The 20,426-nt window shown below is 71.4% G+C and carries 15 protein-coding genes; 9 read left to right on the top strand and 6 right to left on the bottom strand.

All coding sequences use genetic code 11. From position 1 onward, the window contains the following. Positions 1–122 precede the first annotated feature (122 nt). The 5 genes from ACFV20_RS35705 to ACFV20_RS35685 are packed head-to-tail and all read right to left on the bottom strand — an operon-like array spanning position 123 to position 5,080. Entirely contained in the window at positions 123–1,142 is a 1,020-nt protein-coding gene (locus ACFV20_RS35705) for a Gfo/Idh/MocA family protein (RefSeq protein ID WP_385665098.1), read from the bottom strand. An 18-nt stretch (positions 1,143–1,160) separates the two neighbouring features. After that, positions 1,161–2,063 (bottom strand): sugar phosphate isomerase/epimerase family protein, encoded by a 903-nt coding sequence (locus ACFV20_RS35700; RefSeq protein WP_385665095.1) that lies wholly within the window; start codon positions 2,061–2,063, stop codon positions 1,161–1,163. Position 2,064: 1 nt separating this feature from the next. Next, on the bottom strand, positions 2,065–2,976 hold the full coding sequence (locus ACFV20_RS35695) for an ATP-binding cassette domain-containing protein (protein WP_385665093.1): 912 nt from the start codon (positions 2,974–2,976) through the stop codon (positions 2,065–2,067). 5 nt (positions 2,977–2,981) lie between these two features. Beyond that, a complete protein-coding gene (locus tag ACFV20_RS35690; RefSeq protein WP_385665090.1) occupies positions 2,982–4,061 on the bottom strand; it encodes an ABC transporter permease in 1,080 nt (359 codons plus the stop codon). Continuing rightward, positions 4,061–5,080, bottom strand: coding sequence for a sugar ABC transporter substrate-binding protein (locus ACFV20_RS35685; RefSeq protein WP_385665087.1), 1,020 nt, complete (start codon positions 5,078–5,080; stop codon positions 4,061–4,063). The genes ACFV20_RS35690 and ACFV20_RS35685 overlap by 1 nt, the downstream gene beginning before the upstream one ends. Before the next feature lie 321 nt (positions 5,081–5,401). On the opposite strand from ACFV20_RS35685, the gene iolC reads away from it, so the two are divergent. The 8 genes from iolC (at position 5,402) to ACFV20_RS35645 (ending at position 16,800) form a co-directional block, all read left to right on the top strand. After that, on the top strand, positions 5,402–6,379 hold the full coding sequence (gene iolC, locus ACFV20_RS35680; RefSeq protein ID WP_385665084.1) for a 5-dehydro-2-deoxygluconokinase: 978 nt from the start codon (positions 5,402–5,404) through the stop codon (positions 6,377–6,379). A 91-nt stretch (positions 6,380–6,470) separates the two neighbouring features. Beyond that, entirely contained in the window at positions 6,471–7,349 is an 879-nt protein-coding gene (locus ACFV20_RS35675; protein WP_385665081.1) for a deoxyribose-phosphate aldolase, read from the top strand. A 13-nt stretch (positions 7,350–7,362) separates the two neighbouring features. Beyond that, the gene (gene iolB / locus ACFV20_RS35670) at positions 7,363–8,256 is read left to right on the top strand and encodes a 5-deoxy-glucuronate isomerase (protein WP_385665078.1); all 894 of its coding nucleotides are present in this window, start codon (positions 7,363–7,365) and stop codon (positions 8,254–8,256) included. Further along, positions 8,253–10,124, top strand: coding sequence for a 3D-(3,5/4)-trihydroxycyclohexane-1,2-dione acylhydrolase (decyclizing) (gene iolD / locus ACFV20_RS35665; protein WP_385665075.1), 1,872 nt, complete (start codon positions 8,253–8,255; stop codon positions 10,122–10,124). Before iolB ends, iolD begins: the two co-directional genes overlap by 4 nt. Positions 10,125–10,165: 41 nt before the next feature. Further along, positions 10,166–11,659, top strand: a complete 1,494-nt coding sequence (locus ACFV20_RS35660; protein ID WP_385665072.1) for a CoA-acylating methylmalonate-semialdehyde dehydrogenase — start codon at positions 10,166–10,168, stop codon at positions 11,657–11,659. Positions 11,660–11,679: 20 nt separating this feature from the next. Further along, positions 11,680–12,468 (top strand): GntR family transcriptional regulator, encoded by a 789-nt coding sequence (locus ACFV20_RS35655; protein ID WP_385665070.1) that lies wholly within the window; start codon positions 11,680–11,682, stop codon positions 12,466–12,468. Between the two features lie 84 nt (positions 12,469–12,552). Then, positions 12,553–13,653 carry a UDP-glucose 4-epimerase GalE gene (galE, locus tag ACFV20_RS35650; RefSeq protein ID WP_385665067.1) on the top strand — a complete coding sequence of 367 codons (1,101 nt, stop codon included), beginning with the start codon at positions 12,553–12,555 and terminating at the stop codon, positions 13,651–13,653. A gap of 6 nt (positions 13,654–13,659) precedes the next feature. Then, positions 13,660–16,800: a putative bifunctional diguanylate cyclase/phosphodiesterase gene (locus ACFV20_RS35645; RefSeq protein ID WP_385665064.1), complete on the top strand. Its 3,141-nt coding sequence runs from the start codon at positions 13,660–13,662 to the stop codon at positions 16,798–16,800. Between the two features lie 15 nt (positions 16,801–16,815). On the opposite strand, the gene ACFV20_RS35640 is transcribed toward ACFV20_RS35645, so the two are convergent. Next, positions 16,816–18,630, bottom strand: coding sequence for a glycoside hydrolase family 15 protein (locus ACFV20_RS35640; protein ID WP_385665061.1), 1,815 nt, complete (start codon positions 18,628–18,630; stop codon positions 16,816–16,818). A gap of 256 nt (positions 18,631–18,886) precedes the next feature. On the opposite strand from ACFV20_RS35640, the gene ACFV20_RS35635 reads away from it, so the two are divergent. Then, positions 18,887–20,332 (top strand): UDP-glucose dehydrogenase family protein, encoded by a 1,446-nt coding sequence (locus ACFV20_RS35635; RefSeq protein WP_385665058.1) that lies wholly within the window; start codon positions 18,887–18,889, stop codon positions 20,330–20,332. Positions 20,333–20,426 lie beyond the last annotated feature (94 nt).

Here is a 20,426-nt window from a genome sequence, read left to right as displayed (position 1 = left end):
TAACCTGGGCACCGCCTGAAATATGTGGTGTGGTTTTAACGCCGCGCGGGGGGGGGCGCACACCACGTTGTTTGCGGACGGGCCGCCCCGGCAGGGTGTGGGGGGGGCACGTCGTTTGCATGTCACCGGTACAGGGCGGGCTTCTCCACCAACGCGACCTCCACACGGCCGCCGTCCTCCAGAGCCCGCACCCCCGCTTCGCACACCGCCGCCGCGGCGTAGCCGTCCCAGCTGCTCGGGCCGGTGACCTCGCCGCGGCGGGTGGCGTCGATCCAGCTCTGGATCTCGCGGTCGTAGGCCGTCTCGAAGCGTTCGGTGAAGTCCTGGGCGATGGTGCCGCCCCAGCGGCCGGCCATGTTGGTGACCAGGGCGTGGCCGTCGCCGATGCGGGCGGTGCCTCGTTCGCACACCACCTCGGCCTGGACCTGGTAGCCGAAGCCGCAGTTGACGAAGATCTCGACGTCGCTGAGGGCGCCGCCGTCGGTCTCGAAGACGACGAACTGGGGGTCCTGCAAGGCGTCCGGGGCGCTGGCCGAGGGGGTGGGGCGCAGCACCGTGACGGCGGTGATCTCGTGGCCCAGCAGCCAGCGGCTGGCGTCGGCCTCGTGGGCGACGGAGTCGCTGATCAGCATGGAGCTGGTGAAGAAGGGCGGGCTGGCGACGTTGCGGTGGCGGTTGTGCAGCATGAGCGGGCGGCCCAGCTGACCCGTCGTCAGCAGGGCTTTCAGCTTGGCGTACTCGGGGTCGTAGCGACGCATGAAGCCGACCTGGACGCGGCGGTGGCCGAGTCGCTGTTCGGCTTCGAGGACGCGCAGGGCGGAGGCCGCGTCGGGGGTGAGCGGCTTCTCGCACAGGACGGGCAGATCGTGCTCGAAGGCGGTGAGGAGGGCTGCCTCGTGGGCCGGGCCCGGGGAGGCGATCAGGACGGCGTCGACGTCGGACGCGGCCATCGCTGCCGCCGGGTCGGTGTGGGCGGTGCAGCCGTCGACACGGGCGGCGACGGCCTTCGCGCGCTCCGCGTCGACGTCCACGACGGCCGCCACCCGTGCTCCGCTGGTGACTTCGTGGATGCGGCGCACATGGTCGGCGCCCATCCTTCCGGTACCGATGACCGCGACTCCCAGAGGGGCACGCTCCGTCATGGCCGTCCTTTCGGGTCGTCAGGCCCCGCAGGACCTCAGGAACTTGCGGGTGCGCACCGCGATCGGCAGCGGCTTGTCCGGCTCGCAGGGGTACATGTCCTGCTCGACGATGGCGAAGAGGTCCACGCCCAGCTTCTGGGCCGCTGTGAGGACCGGGCCCAACTCGGGGACGCCCGCGGGCGGTTCGCACATGACGCCGCGCGCGACGGCGGGGCCGAACGGGACCTCGTTCTTGACGACGTCGGCGAGGATCTCCGGGTCGACCTGCTTGAGGTGCAGATAGCCGATGCGCTCGCCGTACGTCTCGATCAGCTTGACGCTGTCACCGCCGCAATAGGCGTAGTGCCCGGTGTCCAGGCAGAGGTTGACGGCGTCGGAGTCGGTGGAGTCGAGGAACCGCTCGACGTGCTCCTCGGTGTCGATGTGGGTGTCGGCGTGCGGGTGGACGACGATGTCCAGGCCGTACCGGTCCTTCACCTCGCGGCCCAGGCGCTCCATGCCGGTGGTGAGGTTGCGCCACTGCTCGGTGGTGAGCTCCGGCGCCTCCAGGATCTCGGCGGTCTTGTCGTCGCGCCAGAAGGACGGGATGACGACGAGGTGCCCCGCGTCCATGGCCTGGGTGAGGGCGGCGACCCGGCTGACCTGCTCCCAGGTGGAGTCCCACTCGGAGGGGCCGCGGTGCAGTCCGCAGAAGATGGTGCCGGCGGAGACCTTCAGGTTCCGCTGGGTCACCTCGTCGGTGAGCCGGGCCGGGTCGGTCGGCAGGTAGCCGTACGGGCCGAGTTCTATCCAGGAGTAGCCGGCCTCGGCGACCTCGTCGAGGAAGCGTTCCCAGGGCACCTGCTGGGGGTCGTCGGGGAACCAGACGCCCCAGGAGTCGGGGGCGGAGCCGACCCGGATGCGGTCGAGCGCGTGGGCCATGTCAGGCCTTTCCTTCCGAGGACGTGGCTGCGGGGGCGGTGATGGCCCCCTCTTCAGGGAGCTCTTCGACGTCGACGCCGCGGACCTGAGCCAACTCGTGCTTGAGGGACGCCAATTCGGTGCCGCCGGCCATGTGGTTGGTCAGCTCTTCGAGGCTGACCTCGCTGCGGGAGGCGGAGAGTTCCATGGTGCCCAGGCGCAGCACGCTGAAGTGGTCGCCGACCATGTAGGCGTGGTGCGGGTTGTGAGTGATGAAGATGACGCCGAGGCCCTTCTCCCGGGCGGCGGCGATGTACTTCAGCACCACGCCGGACTGCTTGACGCCGAGGGCGGCGGTCGGCTCGTCCAGGATGAGCACGCGGGCGCCGAAGTAGACGGCGCGGGCGATGGCGACGCACTGGCGCTGGCCGCCGGAGAGCGTTCCGATCGGCTGCTCCATGTCGTCCAGGACGATGCCCATGTTGCGCAGCTCTTCGTCCGCGGTCTTCTTCATCTGCTCGATGTCGAGACGGCGCAGCGGCCAGGGGCCCTTGGTCATCTCGGAGCCGAGGAAGAAGTTGCGCCACACCGGCATCAGCGGGACGACGGCGAGGTCCTGGTAGACGGTGGCGATGCCCTTGTCGAGGGCCTCGCGCGGGGTGGAGAAGCGCACCGGTTCGCCGTCGACGAGGAACTCGCCCTCGGTGTGCTGGTGCAGACCCGAGATGATCTTGATGAGGGTGGATTTGCCGGCGCCGTTGTCACCGAGGACGCAGGTCACCTTCCCGGGGTGGACCTCCAGGCTCACGCCGTGCAGGGCGCGGATGTTGCCGTAGGACTTGCCCGCTGCCTTCAGCTCGATCACGGGACGCTCGTCCGCGGGCGGGGTGTCCTGCACAGCGGCGACGTGGGTGCCGGTGGAGTTGCTTGTCATTCCGATCACCTCCGGGTCGCTTGCTTGCGGACCCACAGATTGACGAGGGTGGCGCCTACGAGCATCACGCCGAGGAAGGTCTTGAACCAGTCGGGGTTCCAGGTGGCGTAGACGATGCCCAACTGGACCAGGCCGAACATGAACGCGCCGAAGACCGGGCCGATGATCGTGCCGTAACCGCCGGTCAGCAGACAGCCGCCGACCACCGCCGCGGCGATGTAGATCAGCTCGTTGCCGACGCCCTCACCGGACTGCACCGTGTTGTACTGGAACAGGTTGTGCATGCCGACGAACCAGGCGCCGAAACCGACCAGCACGAACAGCGAGATCTTGGTGAAGTTCACCGGGACGCCGACCGCGCGGGCGCTGTCCTTGTTGCCGCCGACCGCGAAGATCCAGTTGCCGTACTTGGTGCGCAGCAGGACCCACGTGGCCAGCGCCGCGAAGACCAGCCACCACACGACAGTGATCTTGACGTTGACTCCGCCGACGTCGAAGGACGAGGCGAACACCGCCTTGGCCTGGTCGAAGCCGTCCATGTCGCTGATGTCGTCCGTGGCGACGTTGCCCGTGACCAGCTTGGTCACCGCCAGGTTCACACCCTGCAGGCCCATGAACGTGCCCAGGGTGACCAAGAAGCTCGGCAGCCCGGTCTTCACCAGCAGCCACCCGTTGAAGAAGCCGATCGCGAGCGACACCACCAAGGCCACGATCACGCCGACCCAGACGTTCAGGGTCAGCTCGAAGGCGGTCATGCTCGCCGTCAGCGCCGAGGTGACCGGCGCGACGCCGGAGGACAGGTCGAACTCGCCGCCGATCATCAGCAGCGCCACCGGCAGGACCATGATCCCGATGGTCGACGACTGGTAGAGGACCGTCGACATCGAACTGCCCTGGCGCAAGGTCGGCGCCATGATCAGGAAGAAGACCAGAATGGCCAGGGCGCCGAGGAAGACGCCCACCTCGGGCCGGGCGAGCAGTCTCAGCGTCAGGGGACGCTGCTGGGTCCGCCCGTCCTTCTCGTTCCCCGGGCCGGAGGCCGGCGGCGTGGTCACCGCCGGCGCAGCCTTCTGGGTCATGCTCATCACCGGGTGCCCTTCGCGGCGAACTCCCCGATCTTGTCGACGTTGGACTTGTCGACGAAGGCCGGGCCGGTCAGCACGGGCTGCTCACCGCCACCGCTGTAGTTGCCGTTGTTCTTGTAGAGCCACAGGCCGTCGACGGCCAGGTAGCCCTGGAGGTAGGGCTGCTGGTCCACCGCGAACTGGATGTCGCCGTCCTTGACGGCCTTGATGAGTTCCTTGTTGAGGTCGAAGGTCGCGACCTTCGCCTTGCTGCCGGCGTCACCGACCGACTGCACCGCGGTCAGCGCGAACGGGGCCCCGAGCGTGACGACGTAGTCGATGGAGGAGTCCTGCTTCAGCTTGGCGGTGAGCGTCGACTTCACCGACGGCTTGTCCGTGCCGTTGACGTTCTGGACGTCGAGCTTGCCGTCGAACGTCTTCTCCACGCCGTCGCAGCGCTGGGTCAGACCGACGTTGCCCTGCTCCTGGATGACACAGAGGGCGTGCTTGGCACCGACCTCGTTGAGCTTCTTGCCGAAGGCCTCGCCCGCGACGGACTCGTCCTGGCCGAAGAACTCCAGCATGTTGAACTGCTTCCAGTCGCTCAGACCGGAGTTGAGGCCGACGACGGGTATGCCGGACTTCTCGGCCTTGCCTATGACGGCCTTCATGGCGTCCGGCTTGGCGAGGGTGACCGCGATGCCGTCGACTTTCTGGTCGATCGCGGTCTGGACCAGGTTGGCCTGGTTGCCCGCGTTCGGGTCGGCGGAGTAGATCAGCTTGATGTTGTCCTTGGCGGCGGCGGCCTCGGCGCCCTTGCGGACGGTGTCCCAGAAGGTGTCGCCGGGCGCCTGGTGGGTGACGAGGGCGACGGTCATGCGCGGCGTGGTCGCCTTGCCGGCCGAGGCGTTCGCGGCGCCTTCCTCGGACTTCTTGCCCCCGGAACTGCTGGAGCAGCCGGCGAGGGTCAGGGCCGCTGCCGCGGCGACGGCGACGACGGGCGCGAGCCTGCGAGAGCGGGGGTGGGAAGAGCGGTCCATCTTTCCTGGCACCTCACTGTGCTACTGCGGGGAAAGGAAGGGATCACGAAGGGATCCGTGGTCCCGGAGCCTTACGGAGTCCGGATCATGATGCCGCAAACCGACTGTTGCGATGGCACGGGATACAAGTCCCTGCCGCGCCCGCTGTCAATACTTTGTTAAGACATCATTTCACGAGCAGGTCCGAATGTAAGTACAAACTATTGACAGCGCCACCCTCGGAGACCTACACCTGGGAGCCGGCAGGTCCCGTGGAACCACGCCCCCACGGTGTCAGGGCGCCCCAGGGCCCGCATCCCCAGCTTCCCGAGGAGGTCGCGCATGGCCGAGCCAGCCCAGTATTTCGATGTGATCACGATGGGCCGCATCGGGGTCGACCTCTACCCCCTGCAGACCGGCGTCCCCCTGGAGAAAGTGGAGACGTTCGGGAAGTTCCTGGGGGGTTCCGCGGCCAACGTGGCGGTCGCCGCCGCCCGCCTCGGACGCCGCACGGCGGTGATCACGCGCACCGGTGACGACCCGTTCGGCACGTACCTTCACGAGGAGCTGAAGGGCTTCGGCGTCGACGACCGCTGGGTCACCCCGGTCGGCGCGTATCCGACGCCGGTCACGTTCTGCGAGATCTTCCCGCCGGACGACTTCCCGCTGTACTTCTACCGCCGGCCCAAGGCGCCGGACCTGGAGATCCACACCGACGAGCTGGACTTCTTCGCCATCCGCGACGCCCGGATCTTCTGGATCACCGGCACCGGCCTGAGCGAGGAGCCGAGCCGCTCCGCCACGCTCGCCGCCCTCAAGGCCCGCGACAAGTCCGGCACCACCGTCTTCGACCTCGACTGGCGCCCGATGTTCTGGCGCGATCCCGAGGAGGCCCGCCCGTACTACCGCGAGGCCCTGCGGCACGCCACGGTCGCGGTCGGCAACCTGGAGGAGTGCGAGATCGCCACCGGCGTGCGCGAGCCGCAGGCCTGCGCGGACGCGCTGCTGGCCGCCGGTGTGGAGCTGGCCGTCGTCAAGCAGGGCCCCAAGGGAGTGCTCGCCGTGCACCGCGACGGCACCCGGGCCGAGGTCCCGCCGGTGCCGGTCGAGGTGGTCAACGGCCTGGGCGCCGGGGACGCCTTCGGCGGCTCGCTCTGCCACGGACTGCTGGCCGGCTGGGACCTGGAGAAGTCCATGCGCCACGCCAACGCCGCCGGTGCCCTCGTCGCCTCCCGCCTCGCCTGCTCGTCCGCGATGCCCACCGCCCTGGAGGTCGAGAGACTCCTCGCCGGGGTGCCGTCGCCGAGCACGAGCCATTGATGCCGTCGCCGCGCACGAGCCATTGATGCCGTCGCCGCGCACGAGCCACTGATGCCGTCGCCGAGCACGAGCCACTGAAACGGAGTCTTCCTTGAACATCGGCATCCCCGACCTCACCACGGTCAGAGCCCGCGACCCCGAGGCGGTCGCGCAAGCGGCCGCCCGCAGGGTGCGGCGCCCGCTGATCGGCGACAGCGGCCGGCTGATGATCGTGGCCGCCGACCACCCGGCGCGCGGCGCCCTCGGGGTCGGCGACCGGCGGCTGGCCATGGCCGACCGCGCGGACCTGCTGGAGCGGCTGTGCACCGCGCTGTCGCGGCCCGGCGTGGACGGGGTGCTCGCCACCGCCGACATCCTGGAGGACCTGCTCCTGCTCGGGGTGCTGGAGAACAAGGTCGTCATGGGCTCGATGAACCGCGGCGGACTCGCCGGGGCCTCCTTCGAGATGGACGACCGCTTCACCGGCCACCGCGCCGAGGACATCGACCGCCTCCGCTTCGACGCCGGCAAGCTCCTGCTCCGCATCGACTACGACGACCCGGGCTCGCTGACCACGCTGGAGTCCACCGCGCGGGCGATCGACGCCATGGCGGCCCGCGGGCTCCCTCTCTTCGTCGAGCCGTTCATCTCGCGGCGGGTCGACGGCAGGGTCCGCAACGACCTGTCCGCCGAGGCCGTCACCCGGTCCGTCGCGATCGCCTCGGGACTGGGCGGCACCTCCGCCTACACCTGGCTGAAGCTGCCCGTCACCGACGACCCGGACGACATGGCCGAGGTCCTCCAGACCTCGACACTGCCCGTCGTCCTGCTCGGCGGCGAGGTGGGCGAGGACCAGGAAGGCGCCTACGAACGCTGGCGCAAGGCCCTGCGGCTGCCCACCGTCCAGGGCATGGTGGTCGGACGGTCGCTGCTCTACCCGGCCGGGGGCAGCGTGGAAGAGGCCGTGGACACGGCCGTCGGTCTGCTGTGATCCGGAGGACGCAATGACGTACCACCTTCCCGCCGGCAAGGCCCTCGGCGGCCCCTACGCCGTCGACGTCACGCCCGAGAAGGCCGGCTGGGGCCACTCCAGCCTGCGGGTCCTGGAGCTGCCGCCCGGCGGCGCGCACTCCTTCGACACCGGGGACAGCGAATGGATCGTGGTCCCGCTGAGCGGCGGCTGCACCGTCGCCGCCGCGGACGACTTCGGCCAGGACACCTTCGAACTCCGGGGCCGCGCCGATGTGTTCAGCGGCGTCAGCGACTTCGCGTACGTGCCGCGCGACGCCCGCGCGACCGTGACGTCGGCCGGCGGTGGCCGGTTCGCGCTGACCGGAGCCCGCTGCACCCGACGGCTGCCCGCCCGCTACGGGCCGGCGTCGGAGGTGCCCGTCGAGCTGCGGGGCACCGGCACCTGTTCCCGGCAGGTCAACAACTTCGGCGCCGCCGGGGTCTTCGAGTGCGACAAGCTCATCGCGGTCGAGGTGATCACCCCGGGCGGCAACTGGTCGTCGTTCCCGCCGCACAAGCACGACGAGCACCGGCCCGGCGAGGAGTCCGTGCTGGAGGAGATCTACTACTTCGAGTTCGCCGGCCACGACGGCATCCCCGGCCTCGGCTACCAGCGCGTCTCCCCCTCCGGCCCGGGCCGGGACACCGACGTGCTCGCGGAGGTGCGCGACGGCGACGTCGTCCTCATCCCGGACGGCTGGCACGGGCCGTCGATGGCCACGCCCGGCCACCACATGTACTACCTGAACGTCATGGCGGGCCCGGAGGCCGAGCGCGCCTGGCGGATCTGCGACCACCCCGACCACGCCTGGGTCCGCGACACCTGGCCGGACCAGCCGGTCGACCCCCGGCTCCCCCTCTACACCGCCCCGGAGACCTCCGTATGAGCGCCCCCACCCGCCGACTGACGACCGCCCAGGCACTGGTGCGGTTCCTGTCCGCCCAGTACACCGAGCGGGACGGCGTCCGCCGCCGGCTGATCGCCGGGACCTGGGGCATCTTCGGCCATGGCAACGTTGCCGGCGTCGGCCAGGCGCTGGTCGAGTACGCCGATGTGATGCCGTTCCACCAGGGCCGCAACGAGCAGTCCATGGTGCACGCGGCCGTCGGATACGCCCGCCACCTGAACCGCCTGTCCGCGCAGGCGGTGACGACCTCGATCGGCCCGGGCGCCACCAACCTGGTCACCGGCGCCGCCCTGGCGACGATCAACCGGCTGCCCGTCCTGCTCCTGCCCGGCGACTACTTCGCCTCGCACGCCCCCGATCCGCTGCTGCAGCAGCTGGAACACCCCGTCGAGGCCGACGTGTCGGTCAACGACACGCTGCGCCCGGTGTCGCGGTACTTCGACCGGATCACCCGCCCCGAGGCGCTGATCCCCTCGGCGCTCCAGGCGATGCGGGTGCTGGCCGACCCGGCCGAGACCGGCGCCGTCACCCTCGCCCTGCCGCAGGACGTGCAGGCGGAGGCGTACGACTGGCCGGAGGAGTTCTTCGCCGAGCGCGTCTGGTCCGTACGGCGTCCCGCGCCGGACCCGGTGGAGCTGGCGGCGGCCGTCGAGGCGATCAGGTCGGCCGAGCGGCCGCTGATCGTGGCGGGCGGCGGCGTCCACCACAGCGAGGCCGAGCAGGCGCTGAAGGCGTTCGTCGAGGCCACGGGCATCCCGGTCGCCTCCACCCAGGCCGGCAAGGGCTCCCTGCGGCACGACCACCCCGCCGACCTCGGCGGCATCGGCCACACCGGCACCGCGGTCAGCGACGCGCTCGCCCGCACCGCCGACCTGGTGATCGGCGTCGGCACCCGCTACACCGATTTCACCACCGCCTCCGGCACGCTCTTCCGCAACCCGGACGTGCGGTTCCTCAACCTCAACATCACCGCCTTCGACGCCCACAAGCTGGCCGCGCGGACCCTGGTGTGCGACGCGCGGTCCGGTCTGGAGAGGCTGGCCGAGGAGCTGGCCGGACACCGGGTGTCCGAGGCGTACGAGGCGGAGTACCGCGCCGGCAAGGACCGCTGGGACGAGGTCGTCGAGGCCGCCTACCGCGCCGCCGACGAGAACGCCGTCCCCACCCAGACGCAGGTGCTCGGCGCGCTGGACGCGACCGTCGGAGACGACGACGTGGTGATCAACGCGGCCGGCTCACTCCCCGGTGACCTGCACAAGCTGTGGCGTTCGCGCAGCCCGCGCCAGTACCACCTGGAGTACGGCTACTCCTGCATGGGCTACGAGATCCCGGCCGGCATCGGCGTCCAGCAGGCCGCCCCCGGCACTCCCGTGTGGGCGCTGGTCGGCGACGGCACCTACCTCATGATGCCGACGGAGATCGTGACGGCGGTCCAGGAGGGTCTGCCGGTCACCATCGTCCTGATCCAGAACCACGGCTACGCCTCCATCGGCGGTCTGTCGGAGGAGACCGGCGGCGAACGCTTCGGCACCGCCTACCGCTTCCGGGCCGCCGACGGCACCTTCACCGGCGCCCCGCTGCCCGTCGACCTCGCCGCCAACGCCGCCAGCCTCGGCATGGAGGTGCTGCGCGCGAAGACCGTGCGCGAGCTGCGCGAGGCACTCGCCGCGGCCCGCGCCTGCGACCGCCCGACGTGCGTGTACGTCGAGACCGATCCGGCTCCGACCGCTCCCCCGGCCGAGGCCTGGTGGGACGTGCCGGTGGCGGAGACCGCCTCCCGCGCGGCCGCGGTCGAGGCCCGCGAGCGTTACGACCGGCAGGTCGCGGACCGCCGCCGCCACCTGTGAACTCCCCTGAACCCCCGCTCCGCGAAAGGCCCTTGCGCACCATGAAGACCCTCACCCACTGGATCGACGGCAAGCCCGTCGAGAGCACCTCGGGCCGGTTCGGCCCCGTCTACAACCCGGCGACCGGCGCCCAGGAGAAGCAGGTCGGGTTCGCCTCCGTCGACGAGGTCGACGCCGCGGTCGCCTCCGCCAAGGCCGCCTTCGCGACCTGGGGTGAGTCCTCCCTCGCCAAGCGCACGGCGATCCTGTTCAAGTACCGCGAACTGCTCGACGCCCACCGCGACGAGATCGCCGAGCTGATCACCGCCGAGCACGGCAAGGTGCACTCCGACGCGCTCGGCGAGGTCGCGCGCGGCATGGAGATCGTGGAGCTGGCGTGCGGGATCTCCGTCCAGCTCAAGGGCGAGCTGTCCACCCAGGTCTCCTCCCGGGTCGACGTCGCCTCGATCCGCCAGCCGCTGGGCGTGGTCGCCGGCATCACGCCGTTCAACTTCCCGGCGATGGTGCCGATGTGGATGTTCCCGCTGGCGATCGCCTGCGGGAACACCTTCGTGCTGAAGCCGTCGGAGAAGGACCCGTCGGCGTCCTTGCGGCTGGCCGAGCTGGCCACCGAGGCGGGTCTGCCGGAAGGCGTCCTGAACATCGTGCAGGGCGACAGGACGGCCGTGGACCGCCTCCTGGAGCACCCGGACATCGAGGCGGTGTCCTTCGTCGGCTCGACCCCGATCGCCAAGTACATCCAGCTCAAGGCCGTCGAGCACGGCAAGCGGGTGCAGGCCCTCGGCGGCGCCAAGAACCACATGCTGGTCCTGCCCGACGCCGATCCGGACCTCGCCGCCGACCAGGCGATCAACGCCGCTTACGGCTCGGCGGGCGAGCGGTGCATGGCCGTGTCGGTGGTCGTGGCCGTCGGTGACATCGGCGACGAGCTGGTCGGCAAGATCGCCGAGCGCGCGAAGAAGCTGAGGATCGGCCCCGGCGATGACCCGGCCTCCGAGATGGGCCCGCTCATCACCCGCGAGCACCGCGACAAGGTGGCGTCGTACGTGGCGTCGGCAGCCGAGCAGGGCGCGGAGGTCGTCGTGGACGGCACGGGCTTGACGGTGGAGGGGCATGAGGACGGCTTCTTCCTCGGTGTCTCCCTGCTGGACCGGGTGCCGCTGACGGCGGACGCGTACCGGGACGAGATCTTCGGCCCGGTGCTGGCGGTCGTCCGCGCACAGACCTACGAGGAGGCCCTCCAGCTGATCAACTCCTCGCGCTGGGGCAACGGCACGGCGATCTTCACCCGGGACGGCGGCGCGGCCCGCCGCTTCCAGCTGGAGGTCAAGGCGGGCATGGTCGGCGTCAACGTGCCGATCCCGGTCCCGGTCGGCTACCACTCCTTCGGCGGCTGGAAGGACTCCCTCTTCGGCGACCTGCACGTCTACGGCAACGACGGCATCGCCTTCTACACGCAGGGCAAGGTCGTCACCACCCGCTGGCCGGACCCGTCCGACGGCGGCATCAACCTCGGCTTCCCGAGCAACTCCTGACACCCGAGGGGGGTTCATCCATGGCGAGGACCGGTGGCCGGGCGGCCCGCACCACGGTCGCCCCGGCGCTCGGCGCGCTGGACTTCGCCCTGGACCGGGGCAGTCCCGTGCCGCTCTACCACCAGCTCGCGCAGCAGTTGGAGGCGGCGATCGAGCGGGGGGTCCTCGCCCCCGGGAACCTCCTGGGCAACGAGGTCGACCTGTCCGTGCGCCTCGGCCTGTCGCGCCCCACCGTCCGCCAGGCCCTGCAGTCCCTCGTCGACAAGGGGCTGCTGGTCCGGCGGCGCGGGGTGGGGACGCAGGTGGTGCACAGCCGGGTCCGGCGTCCCCTGGAACTGAGCAGTCTGTACGACGATCTGGAGGCGGCCGGGCAGGCGCCGGCCACGGAGGTCGTGCGCAACGAACTCGTCCCGGCCGCCTGCGACGTGGCCGCGGCCCTCGGGGTGCCGGAGGGCGACGGGGTGACCGTGCTGGACCGGCTGCGCCGCACCCACGGCCGGCCGGTGGCCCTGCTCCGCAACTACCTGCCGGCGTGGCTTCCGGCCTTCGACGACGCCCGCCTGGAGGCGACCGGCCTCTACCGCATGCTGCGTGCGGCGGGCATCACCCTGCACAGCGCCCGCCAGACCGTCGGCGCCCGGGCCGCGACCGCGCGGGAGGCGTCCCGCCTGGACGAGCAGGAGGGTGCGGCGCTGCTGACGATGCAGCGCACGGCGTACGACGACACCGGGCGCCCGGTCGAGTACGGAACGCACCTCTACCGGGCCGCGCTGTACACGTTCGACTTCCAGTTGCTGGTCCGGCCTTGACCGCACTCGGGGGCCGGGTGCACAGTCGTACATATACACCGTAAACATACGGTTCTCGACCGCACCCGACGCGGGAGTCCAGGCATGGCCCGCAGGAACCACTCGCCGACCGCTCGAGGAGCCGGATCCTCATGGGCTCCCTCGACGGTCCTGGTCACCGGCGGGGCCGGTTTCATCGGCAGTCACACCTGCGTGGAACTCCTGGACCACGGCTACGAGGTGATCGTGGTCGACGACTACGCCAACAGCACACCCCACGTGTTCGCCCGGGTCGAACGGATCGCCGGACGCTTCGTCGGCGCCGTGTACGAGCTGGACATCCGTGACCGACACGCCCTCTCGGCCGTCTTCGACCGACACTCCGTGGACGCCGTCGTGCACTTCGCCGCGCACAAGGCCGGAAGCCTGTCGACACGGATGCCCATCGCGTACTACGACACCAACGTCGGCGGGACCACCGCCCTGCTGCGGACCATGCAGGAACACGAGGTGCACCGGCTGGTCTATCCCTCCTCCTGCTGGCTCTACGGCGACGCCGGCGGCGGCCCGCTCGACGAGGCCACGCCCGTCCGGCCGGGCACGCCCTACGCGTCCTCGAAGTGGATCTGCGAGCAGATCCTCGCGGACGTGTGCCGCCGCCACCCCGAGTTCACCGTGCTGTGCCTGCGCTACCCCGTACCGGCCGGGGCCCACCCGAGCGGGCTCCTCGGCGAGGACCCGCGCCACACCCCCGAGAACCTGCTGCCCTACCTCGCGCAGGTGGCGGTCGGCCGGCGCGAGAAGCTCACCGTCCACGGCGACGACTACCCGACCCGCGACGGCACCGGGATCCGTGACTACCTGCACGTCATGGATGCCGTCGAGGCACACCGCCTCGCGCTGGACCACCTGGCCGACGCGCCGGGCATGCAGGTGTTCAACCTGGGTGCGGGCGCGGGCAGTTCGGTCTTCGACGTCATCGACACGTTCTCCGGGGCCTGCGGCAAACAGATCCCGTACGACATCGGGCCCCGCCGCCGCGGGGACGTCGCCGAGCTGGTCGCCGACGCGAGGGCCGTGGAGCGCGCCTGGGGCTGGCGCCCCACCAGGACTCTCGCCGACGTGTGCCGCGACGCCTGGCGGTTTCAGCGCCTCAATCCGCAGGGCTATGTGGAAACCGCGCGGCGGCCCGAGGCGAAGGAGTAGGCCGCCGTGCGGCCCGCGCCGACCGGCGGAGGCGTCCTGGGCCGGCGACTGCCGGCCCTCCACGTCTCGCTCGTCGCGCTCCTCACCGTGACCTGCGCGACGGTTCCGGCCCTGCGTACGCCGTCGTGGGCCCTCATCGGGCTGGCGGGAGTCACGGCCGTCCTGGCCGGAACCCGGATCCACCGCCCGCCCCGGTCCCGGCCGTGGCTGCTGTTCGCCGCCGGACTGCTGGCCCTCACCGTGGGCGGCACCTTCTCCCAGGCCCAGGAGGCGTACTTCTCCGGGCCGCCCCCGTTCCCGTCCCCGGCGGACGCCTGGTACCTCGCCGTCTACCCGCTGCTCGCCCTGGGCCTGGCCGGTCTGCTGCGCTACCGCTGGGCGGGCCGTGACCTGCCCGGCCTGCTCGACGCGCTGGTCATCACCGGCGGGCTGGTGCTGCCGGTGTGCGTCTACGTGGTGCAGCCGCAGGCCCTGCGGGAGGGGCTGACCTGGCAGCAGCGGGCGGTCGGCGTCGCCCTTCCGCTCGGGGACGTCCTGGTGCTGGCCCTGCTGGTCCGGCTGCTGGCGCGCTGCCCCTCCCCCGGCAGGAACCCCGCCGCCCGGCTGCTCGTCCTGGGCACGCTCACCCTGCTCGGCTGCGACGTCGCCCAGGGCGCGCTCCGGCTCGACGGCGCCGGGCAGACGGGCGCGCTCCGGGCCGCCGGCGGCATCGCCTTCTGCACCGCCTGGGGGCTGGCCGCGCTGCACCCGTCGATGGCCCTACTGACCGCACCGGACGCGCCGCCCGAGGCGCTGCTGCCGCCCCGGCGCCGGCTGCTGCTGCTCGCGGCCGCGACCCTGGTCCCACCCGCGATCCTCGTCCAGAGGGAGAGCCTGGGCCTGGCCTTCGACTCGACCGTACTGGCCGTGTTCTCCGGGGCGCTGTTCCTGCTGGTGATCCTCCGGCTCACGCTGATGGTCGTCGCGCACCGCCGGGCCATGGCCAGGGAACTGGCGCTGCGCTCCGCGGCCGCGTCCCTGGCCGGGGCGTTCTGGCCGGCGGAGATCGCGAGGGCCTGTGACGACGCGGTGACCGAACTGTTCGGGCCGCAGGGCCGGCACGCGACCGTGGTGCTGCCGGCCGCGGAGGCACAGCAGCTGTACGCGCGTCTGGCGCGCCGCCCGGGCCGCGCCGACGGCACACGGGACGGGCCCGCCGATGTGGCCGGCCGCCGCACCGTCCTCGTTCCGGTCGCTTCGCTCGGGCCCGGGATCGCCGCCCGGCTCGGCGGCCTGCCGACCGCACTGCTGTGTCCCGTGGTCCGTCCCGAGCGGCCGGCCGGAGGCGAGCTGCCGGGCGCGCTGCTGGCGGCCGGTTCCGAGCGTCAGCTCACGGAGATGCGCGGCTCCCTCGAGTTGCTCGCCTCGCACGTGGGACTCGCCACGGAACGCGTCGCGCTGCGGCAGGAGGTCGTCCGGCAGGAGAGCGAGGCGTACTTCCGGACTCTGGTGCGCAACGCCTCGGACGTCATCCTCATCGTCGACAACGACACCACCGTCCGCTACGCCAGCCCGTCCGCGCGGACGGTGTTCGGCGACGCCGGCCTCACCGGGACACCACTGCCCGACCTGGTCGACCCCCGCGACCGGGACCGGGTGGTCGGCACCCTCGACACCCTGCGCGGCGACGGGCGGGAGGAGGCACACGACTACTGGCGGGTCAGCCGCGAGACGGCCCGCATCGAGGTGGAGGTGCGCTGCCGCGATCTGCGGCGGGACCCGACGGTGGGCGGTCTGGTCGTCACCCTGCGGGACGTCACCGAGCAGCGGCAGCTCGAGCACGAGCTCACCCAGCGGGCCTTCCACGACGCCTTGACCGGCCTGCCCAACCGCACCCTGCTGCTGGAGCGGACCGAGCGTGCGCTGCGCAGGGGCCACCGGGAGTCCATGACCACCTGTCTTCTTTTCATCGACTTGGACGACTTCAAGATCGTCAACGACACGCTCGGGCACTCGGTCGGTGACCGCCTGCTGTGCGCGGTCGCCGAGCGCCTGTCCGGGACCCTGCGGCACACCGACACCGCCGCCCGGCTCGGCGGTGACGAGTTCGCGGTCCTGGTGGAGGACGCGGAGCAGCCGGCCGACGCCGAGGTGCTCGCCGCGCACGTGGTCCGGACCCTCAGCCGGCCCTTCCACCTGGCGGTGGAGTCGGTGAGCGTCTCGGCCAGTGTGGGCGTGGCGACGGCCCGGGACAGCACGGACGCCGGGGAACTGCTGGCCCTCGCCGACCTGGCCCTCTATGCGGCCAAGGCGTCCGGCAAGCGCACCTGGCGCCGGTTCCGGCCGCAGCAACGGGTCCGGGTGGTGGAGCGGCACGACCTGCAGGTGCGGCTCGACCACGCCGTCAGCACGGAGCAGTTCGGCCTGCGCTACCAGCCGGTGGTGGACATCGGCGGCGGCGAGGTCGTGGGGTTCGAGGCGCTGGCCCGCTGGCCGGAGCTGGGGCCCGATCCGGTGCCACCGGGCCAGTTCATCCCGCTCGCCGAGGAGACCGGGCACATCTCGACACTGGGTGCGTGGGTGCTGCGCAGGGCCACCGCCGACATCGCCCGGCTCCAGCACCGCCCGCCGCGGCTCGACCCACCGCCGTACCTGAGCGTCAACGTGTCCACGCGGCAGTGGCGGGACACCGGCTTCCTGGACGAGGTGTGCACCGCTCTGGACGTCACGGGCCTCGCCGCGGGCACGCTGCAGCTGGAACTCACCGAGTCGGTGCTGATGCAGCGCACCGACCACATCGACGCCCAGATCCAGGCGCTGAAGGACCGCGGTGTGCGCATCGCCGTCGACGACTTCGGCACGGGGTTCTCCTCGCTGCGCTACCTCCGGGACTTCCCCGTCGACGTACTGAAGATCGACAAGTCGTTCATCGACGGCATTCCGCACGATCCGCAGCAGGTCGCCCTGGTCGAGGGCATCGTGCAACTCGCCGACACACTCGGCCTCCAGGTGATCGCCGAGGGCATCGAGGAGCAGCCGCAGCGGGACCTGCTGGCCGGCATCGGCTGCCGGTACGGACAGGGTTTCCTGTTCGCCCGGCCCATGACGGTGGAGCAGGGCGAGGCGGTGCTGCGGGAGCGGAACGACGGGGGCCGCACGGCCGGCTGAGGGCCGGGGCCGGCTTCAGCGGCGGCCCGTCCCCGGGCCCGGGCGGTTGCCCGAGGACGCCGCCGACAGGCCGAACGCCGTCTCCACCAGCGCGATGTGGCTGAACGCCTTGGGCGCGTTGCCCAGCTGGCGGCCGGTGTCCGGATCCCACTGCTCGGCCAGCAGCCCGACGTCGTTGCGGACGGCGAGGACCCGTTCGAAGGCCTCCCGGGCCTGCTGCCGGTGCCCGGTGGCGGCGAGGGCGTCGGCGTACCACAGGGAGCAGGAGACGAACGTGCCCTCGGTGCCGTGCGGGGCCCCGGGTCGGGTGCCGTCCGACGCGTACCGGCGGAGGAACCCGCCGTGCCCGAGACGGCCCAGGGCCCGCACGGTGGCGCGCACTCTCTCGTCGTGGGCGGGCAGGAACCCGACCCGGGGGATGAGCAGCGCCGAGGCGTCCAGGCCGGGCGCGCCGTAGGACTGCACGAAGGTGCGCCGGGCGGGGTCCCAGCCCTCCCGGCAGACCTGCCGGTGCACCTCCTCCCGCATGGCCTGCCACTCGCCGGAGGAGCCGTTGCGTCCGAGCAGTTCGCCCATGCGCAGGGCGCGGTCGGCCGCCACCCACGTCATGACCTTGGAGTGCACGAACTGCCGCCGTTCCCCGTCCTCCTGCCACAGTCCCTGGTCCGGTTCGCGCCAGTGCCGCTGCAGGAACCCCATGAGCGACTCGACCAGGTCCCACACATGGGCGGGCATCGGGATCCCGGCGCGCAGCGACAGCCACAGGGTGTCCATGACCTCGCCGTAGACGTCCAGTTGGAAGGTGCTCACCGCCGAGGTGCCGAACCGCACGGGCCGGGAGTCCTCGTAGCCGGGCAGCCAGGGTGCCTCGGTCTCCGGCAGCAGCCGCTGTCCCTTGACGCCGTAGACGGTCTGGAGATCGGCGGGGTCTCCGGCGACGGCCCGGACCAGCCAGTCCAGCCAGGCCGTGGCCTCGTCCCGGTAGCCGCTGCGCAGCAGGCAGGACAAGGTGCGGGTGGAGTCGCGCAGCCAGCAGAACCGGTAGTCCCAGTTGCTCTCGCCGCCGATACGGCCGGGCAGGGAGGTGGTGGGGGCGGCGACGATGGCGCCCGTCGGGGCGTAGGTGAGGGCCTTGAGGGTGATCAGGGAGCGCACCACGGCGTCCCGCCACGGCCCCTGGTAGCGGCACCGGGCGGCCCAGCGCCGCCAGAAGTCGGCGGTCTCCTTCAGGGCGGTCTCCGCCGGGACGGACAGGGGTGAAGGGGGCGCGGACCGGTGTGAGGGCGTCCATCCCAGGGTGAGGCCCAGCCGGCGCCCGGCCGTCACGGTGAAGTCCCGGACGGTGGCGTCCTCGTCGTCCCGCTCGCGGACATGGCCGTCGCAGCCGAGCCAGACGGCGTCGGGGCCGGCGACCGCCACGGTGCAGTGGCCGACCTCCCGGACCCAGGGCACCACGCGGCCCTGGTGGAAGCGCAGGCGCAGTTCGCTGCGCAGGTCCACCGAGCCGGACAGGCCCTCGACCAGGCGGACGATGCACGGCACGTCGGCACGCGGCGGCATGAAGTCCGTGACACGCACCGTCCCGGTGGGTGTCTCCCAGACGGAGTCGAGGACCAGGGTGTCCGCGCGGTAGGAGCGACGGGTGCACCGGCCGCCGGCCAGAGGAGCCAGGCGCCAGCGTCCGTTGTCCCGCGTGCCCAGCAGAGCCGCCAGACAGGCCGGGGAGTCGAAACGGGGCAGGCACAGCCAGTCGACCGACCCGTCCCGGCCGACCATCGCGGCCGTCTCCAGATCGCTGATGAGGGCGTAATCCTCGATGGGTGCATTCATGATCGGGACTACGCCGTTGTGCACTTCGCCGTGTTCTCAGGATACGGCGGTGGTGCGCTCCGGGCGACCTGGAAAAGCCCTCTTGACCGCTCCCCACATCCGGGGTGATGCTGTACGTATACGACGTAAACCCGTGCTGTTCTCACCGGTCCGGCAGCGACGATGGGACCGGGCGCTGTTGCGGTTCTTTTCGGTACCGATGTCGCGCCGAATACGCCGGCAAAGCGCTGGGGACCGAGTTCGGCAAGGAGATCACATGCGACTGACAGTTTTCGGCACCGGTTATCTCGGGGCGGTGCATGCCGCATGTATGGCGGACATCGGACACGAAGTCGTCGGGGTCGACGTCGACGAAGAGAAGATCGCCTCTCTGGCCGGCTGCAGGCCGCCGTTCTACGAGCCCGGTTTCCAGGAGACCCTCGTTCGCACGCTGGACTCGGGACGCCTCCGGTTCACCACCTCGCCCGCCGCGGCCGCGCAATTCGGTGACGTGCACTTCATCTGCGTGGGCACCCCGCAGCGCACGGACTCGTTCGGCGCCGATCTGCGCGGTGTCGACGCCGTGGTGGACGCTCTGGCTCCCCATCTGCGCCCCGGGGGTCTGATCGTGGGGAAGTCCACCGTGCCGGTGGGCACCGCGTGCCGGATCGCCCGGCGGATTCGCACGCTCAGGCCCGCCGCCGACGTCGACGTCGCATGGAATCCCGAATTCCTGCGCGAGGGGTTCGCGGTGCAGGACACGCTCCGTCCCCACCGGCTCGTGGTGGGCACCGAAAGCAGCCGCGCCGATCTGACCATGCGCAGGTTGTACGCCCCTATTCTGCGGGCCGGTGTCCCGTTCATCAGCACGGACCCCGCCACCGCGGAATTGGTGAAGATGGCGGCGAATTCCTTCCTCGCGGCAAAGATTTCCTTCATCAACGCGATGGCCGAAGTATGTGACGCCACGGGCGCCGATGTCATGACGCTGGCGGAAGCCCTGGGATGCGACCCCCGGATCGGACGCCGTTTCCTCAGTCCGGGACTGGGGTTCGGCGGCGGTTGCCTTCCGAAGGACATCCGGGCCCTCACCGCCCGCGCGGAGGAGCTCGGCGTGGATCAGGCGGTTTCCTTCCTCCACCACGTGGACGCCATCAACACGCGGCAGCGGCTGCGCACCGTGGATCTCGCCCGGCAGCTCGTCGGCGGCTCCTTCTCCGGTCGGCACGTCGCGGTCCTGGGAGCCGCCTTCAAGCCGAACAGCGACGACGTCAGGGACTCACCGGCGCTGGACGTGGCGGCCCGGATCCAGCGGGACGGGGCCCAGGTGTGGGTCCACGACCCCGTCGCCATCGACAACGCCAAGAACGCGCAGCCCTCGCTGGAGTTCGCGGCGGACGTCTCCCAGGCCTGTCACGGCGCGGACCTCGTACTGCACCTGACGGAATGGCAGCAGTACGAGCGGATCGACCCGGCCAGGCTCGCCCCCGTCGTGCGCACTCCCACGGTCCTCGACGCCCGCAACACACTCGATCTGGAACTGTGGCGGTCGGCGGGCTGGACCACGCGGGCGCTCGGCCGCCCGGAAGCCGCGCCGCACGGTCCGGCGGAATCCCGGCCCCTCCGGTCGCCGGCACCTTCCGTCGGCGGACTCTCCCCGGCCGGGGAAGGTCCGGACACCGCAGAACTCGTCGCGTACGCCCGGTCCGCGCGCGGGCTGTGAGCCCGCCGCCTACTCGTCGAGGGGTTTGGGGGAGCCCCCGGGGGCCGGGGGGGGGGGCCAAACGGAGGGGGGGGGGGGAAAAAAGCGACGGGTA

It is taken from the genome of Streptomyces sp. NPDC059696 (assembly GCF_042733745.1).
GTDB lineage: Bacteria > Actinomycetota > Actinomycetes > Streptomycetales > Streptomycetaceae > Streptomyces.
Note: the sequence above shows the minus strand (reverse complement) of the source record. Positions and strands in the feature narration are given on the sequence as shown.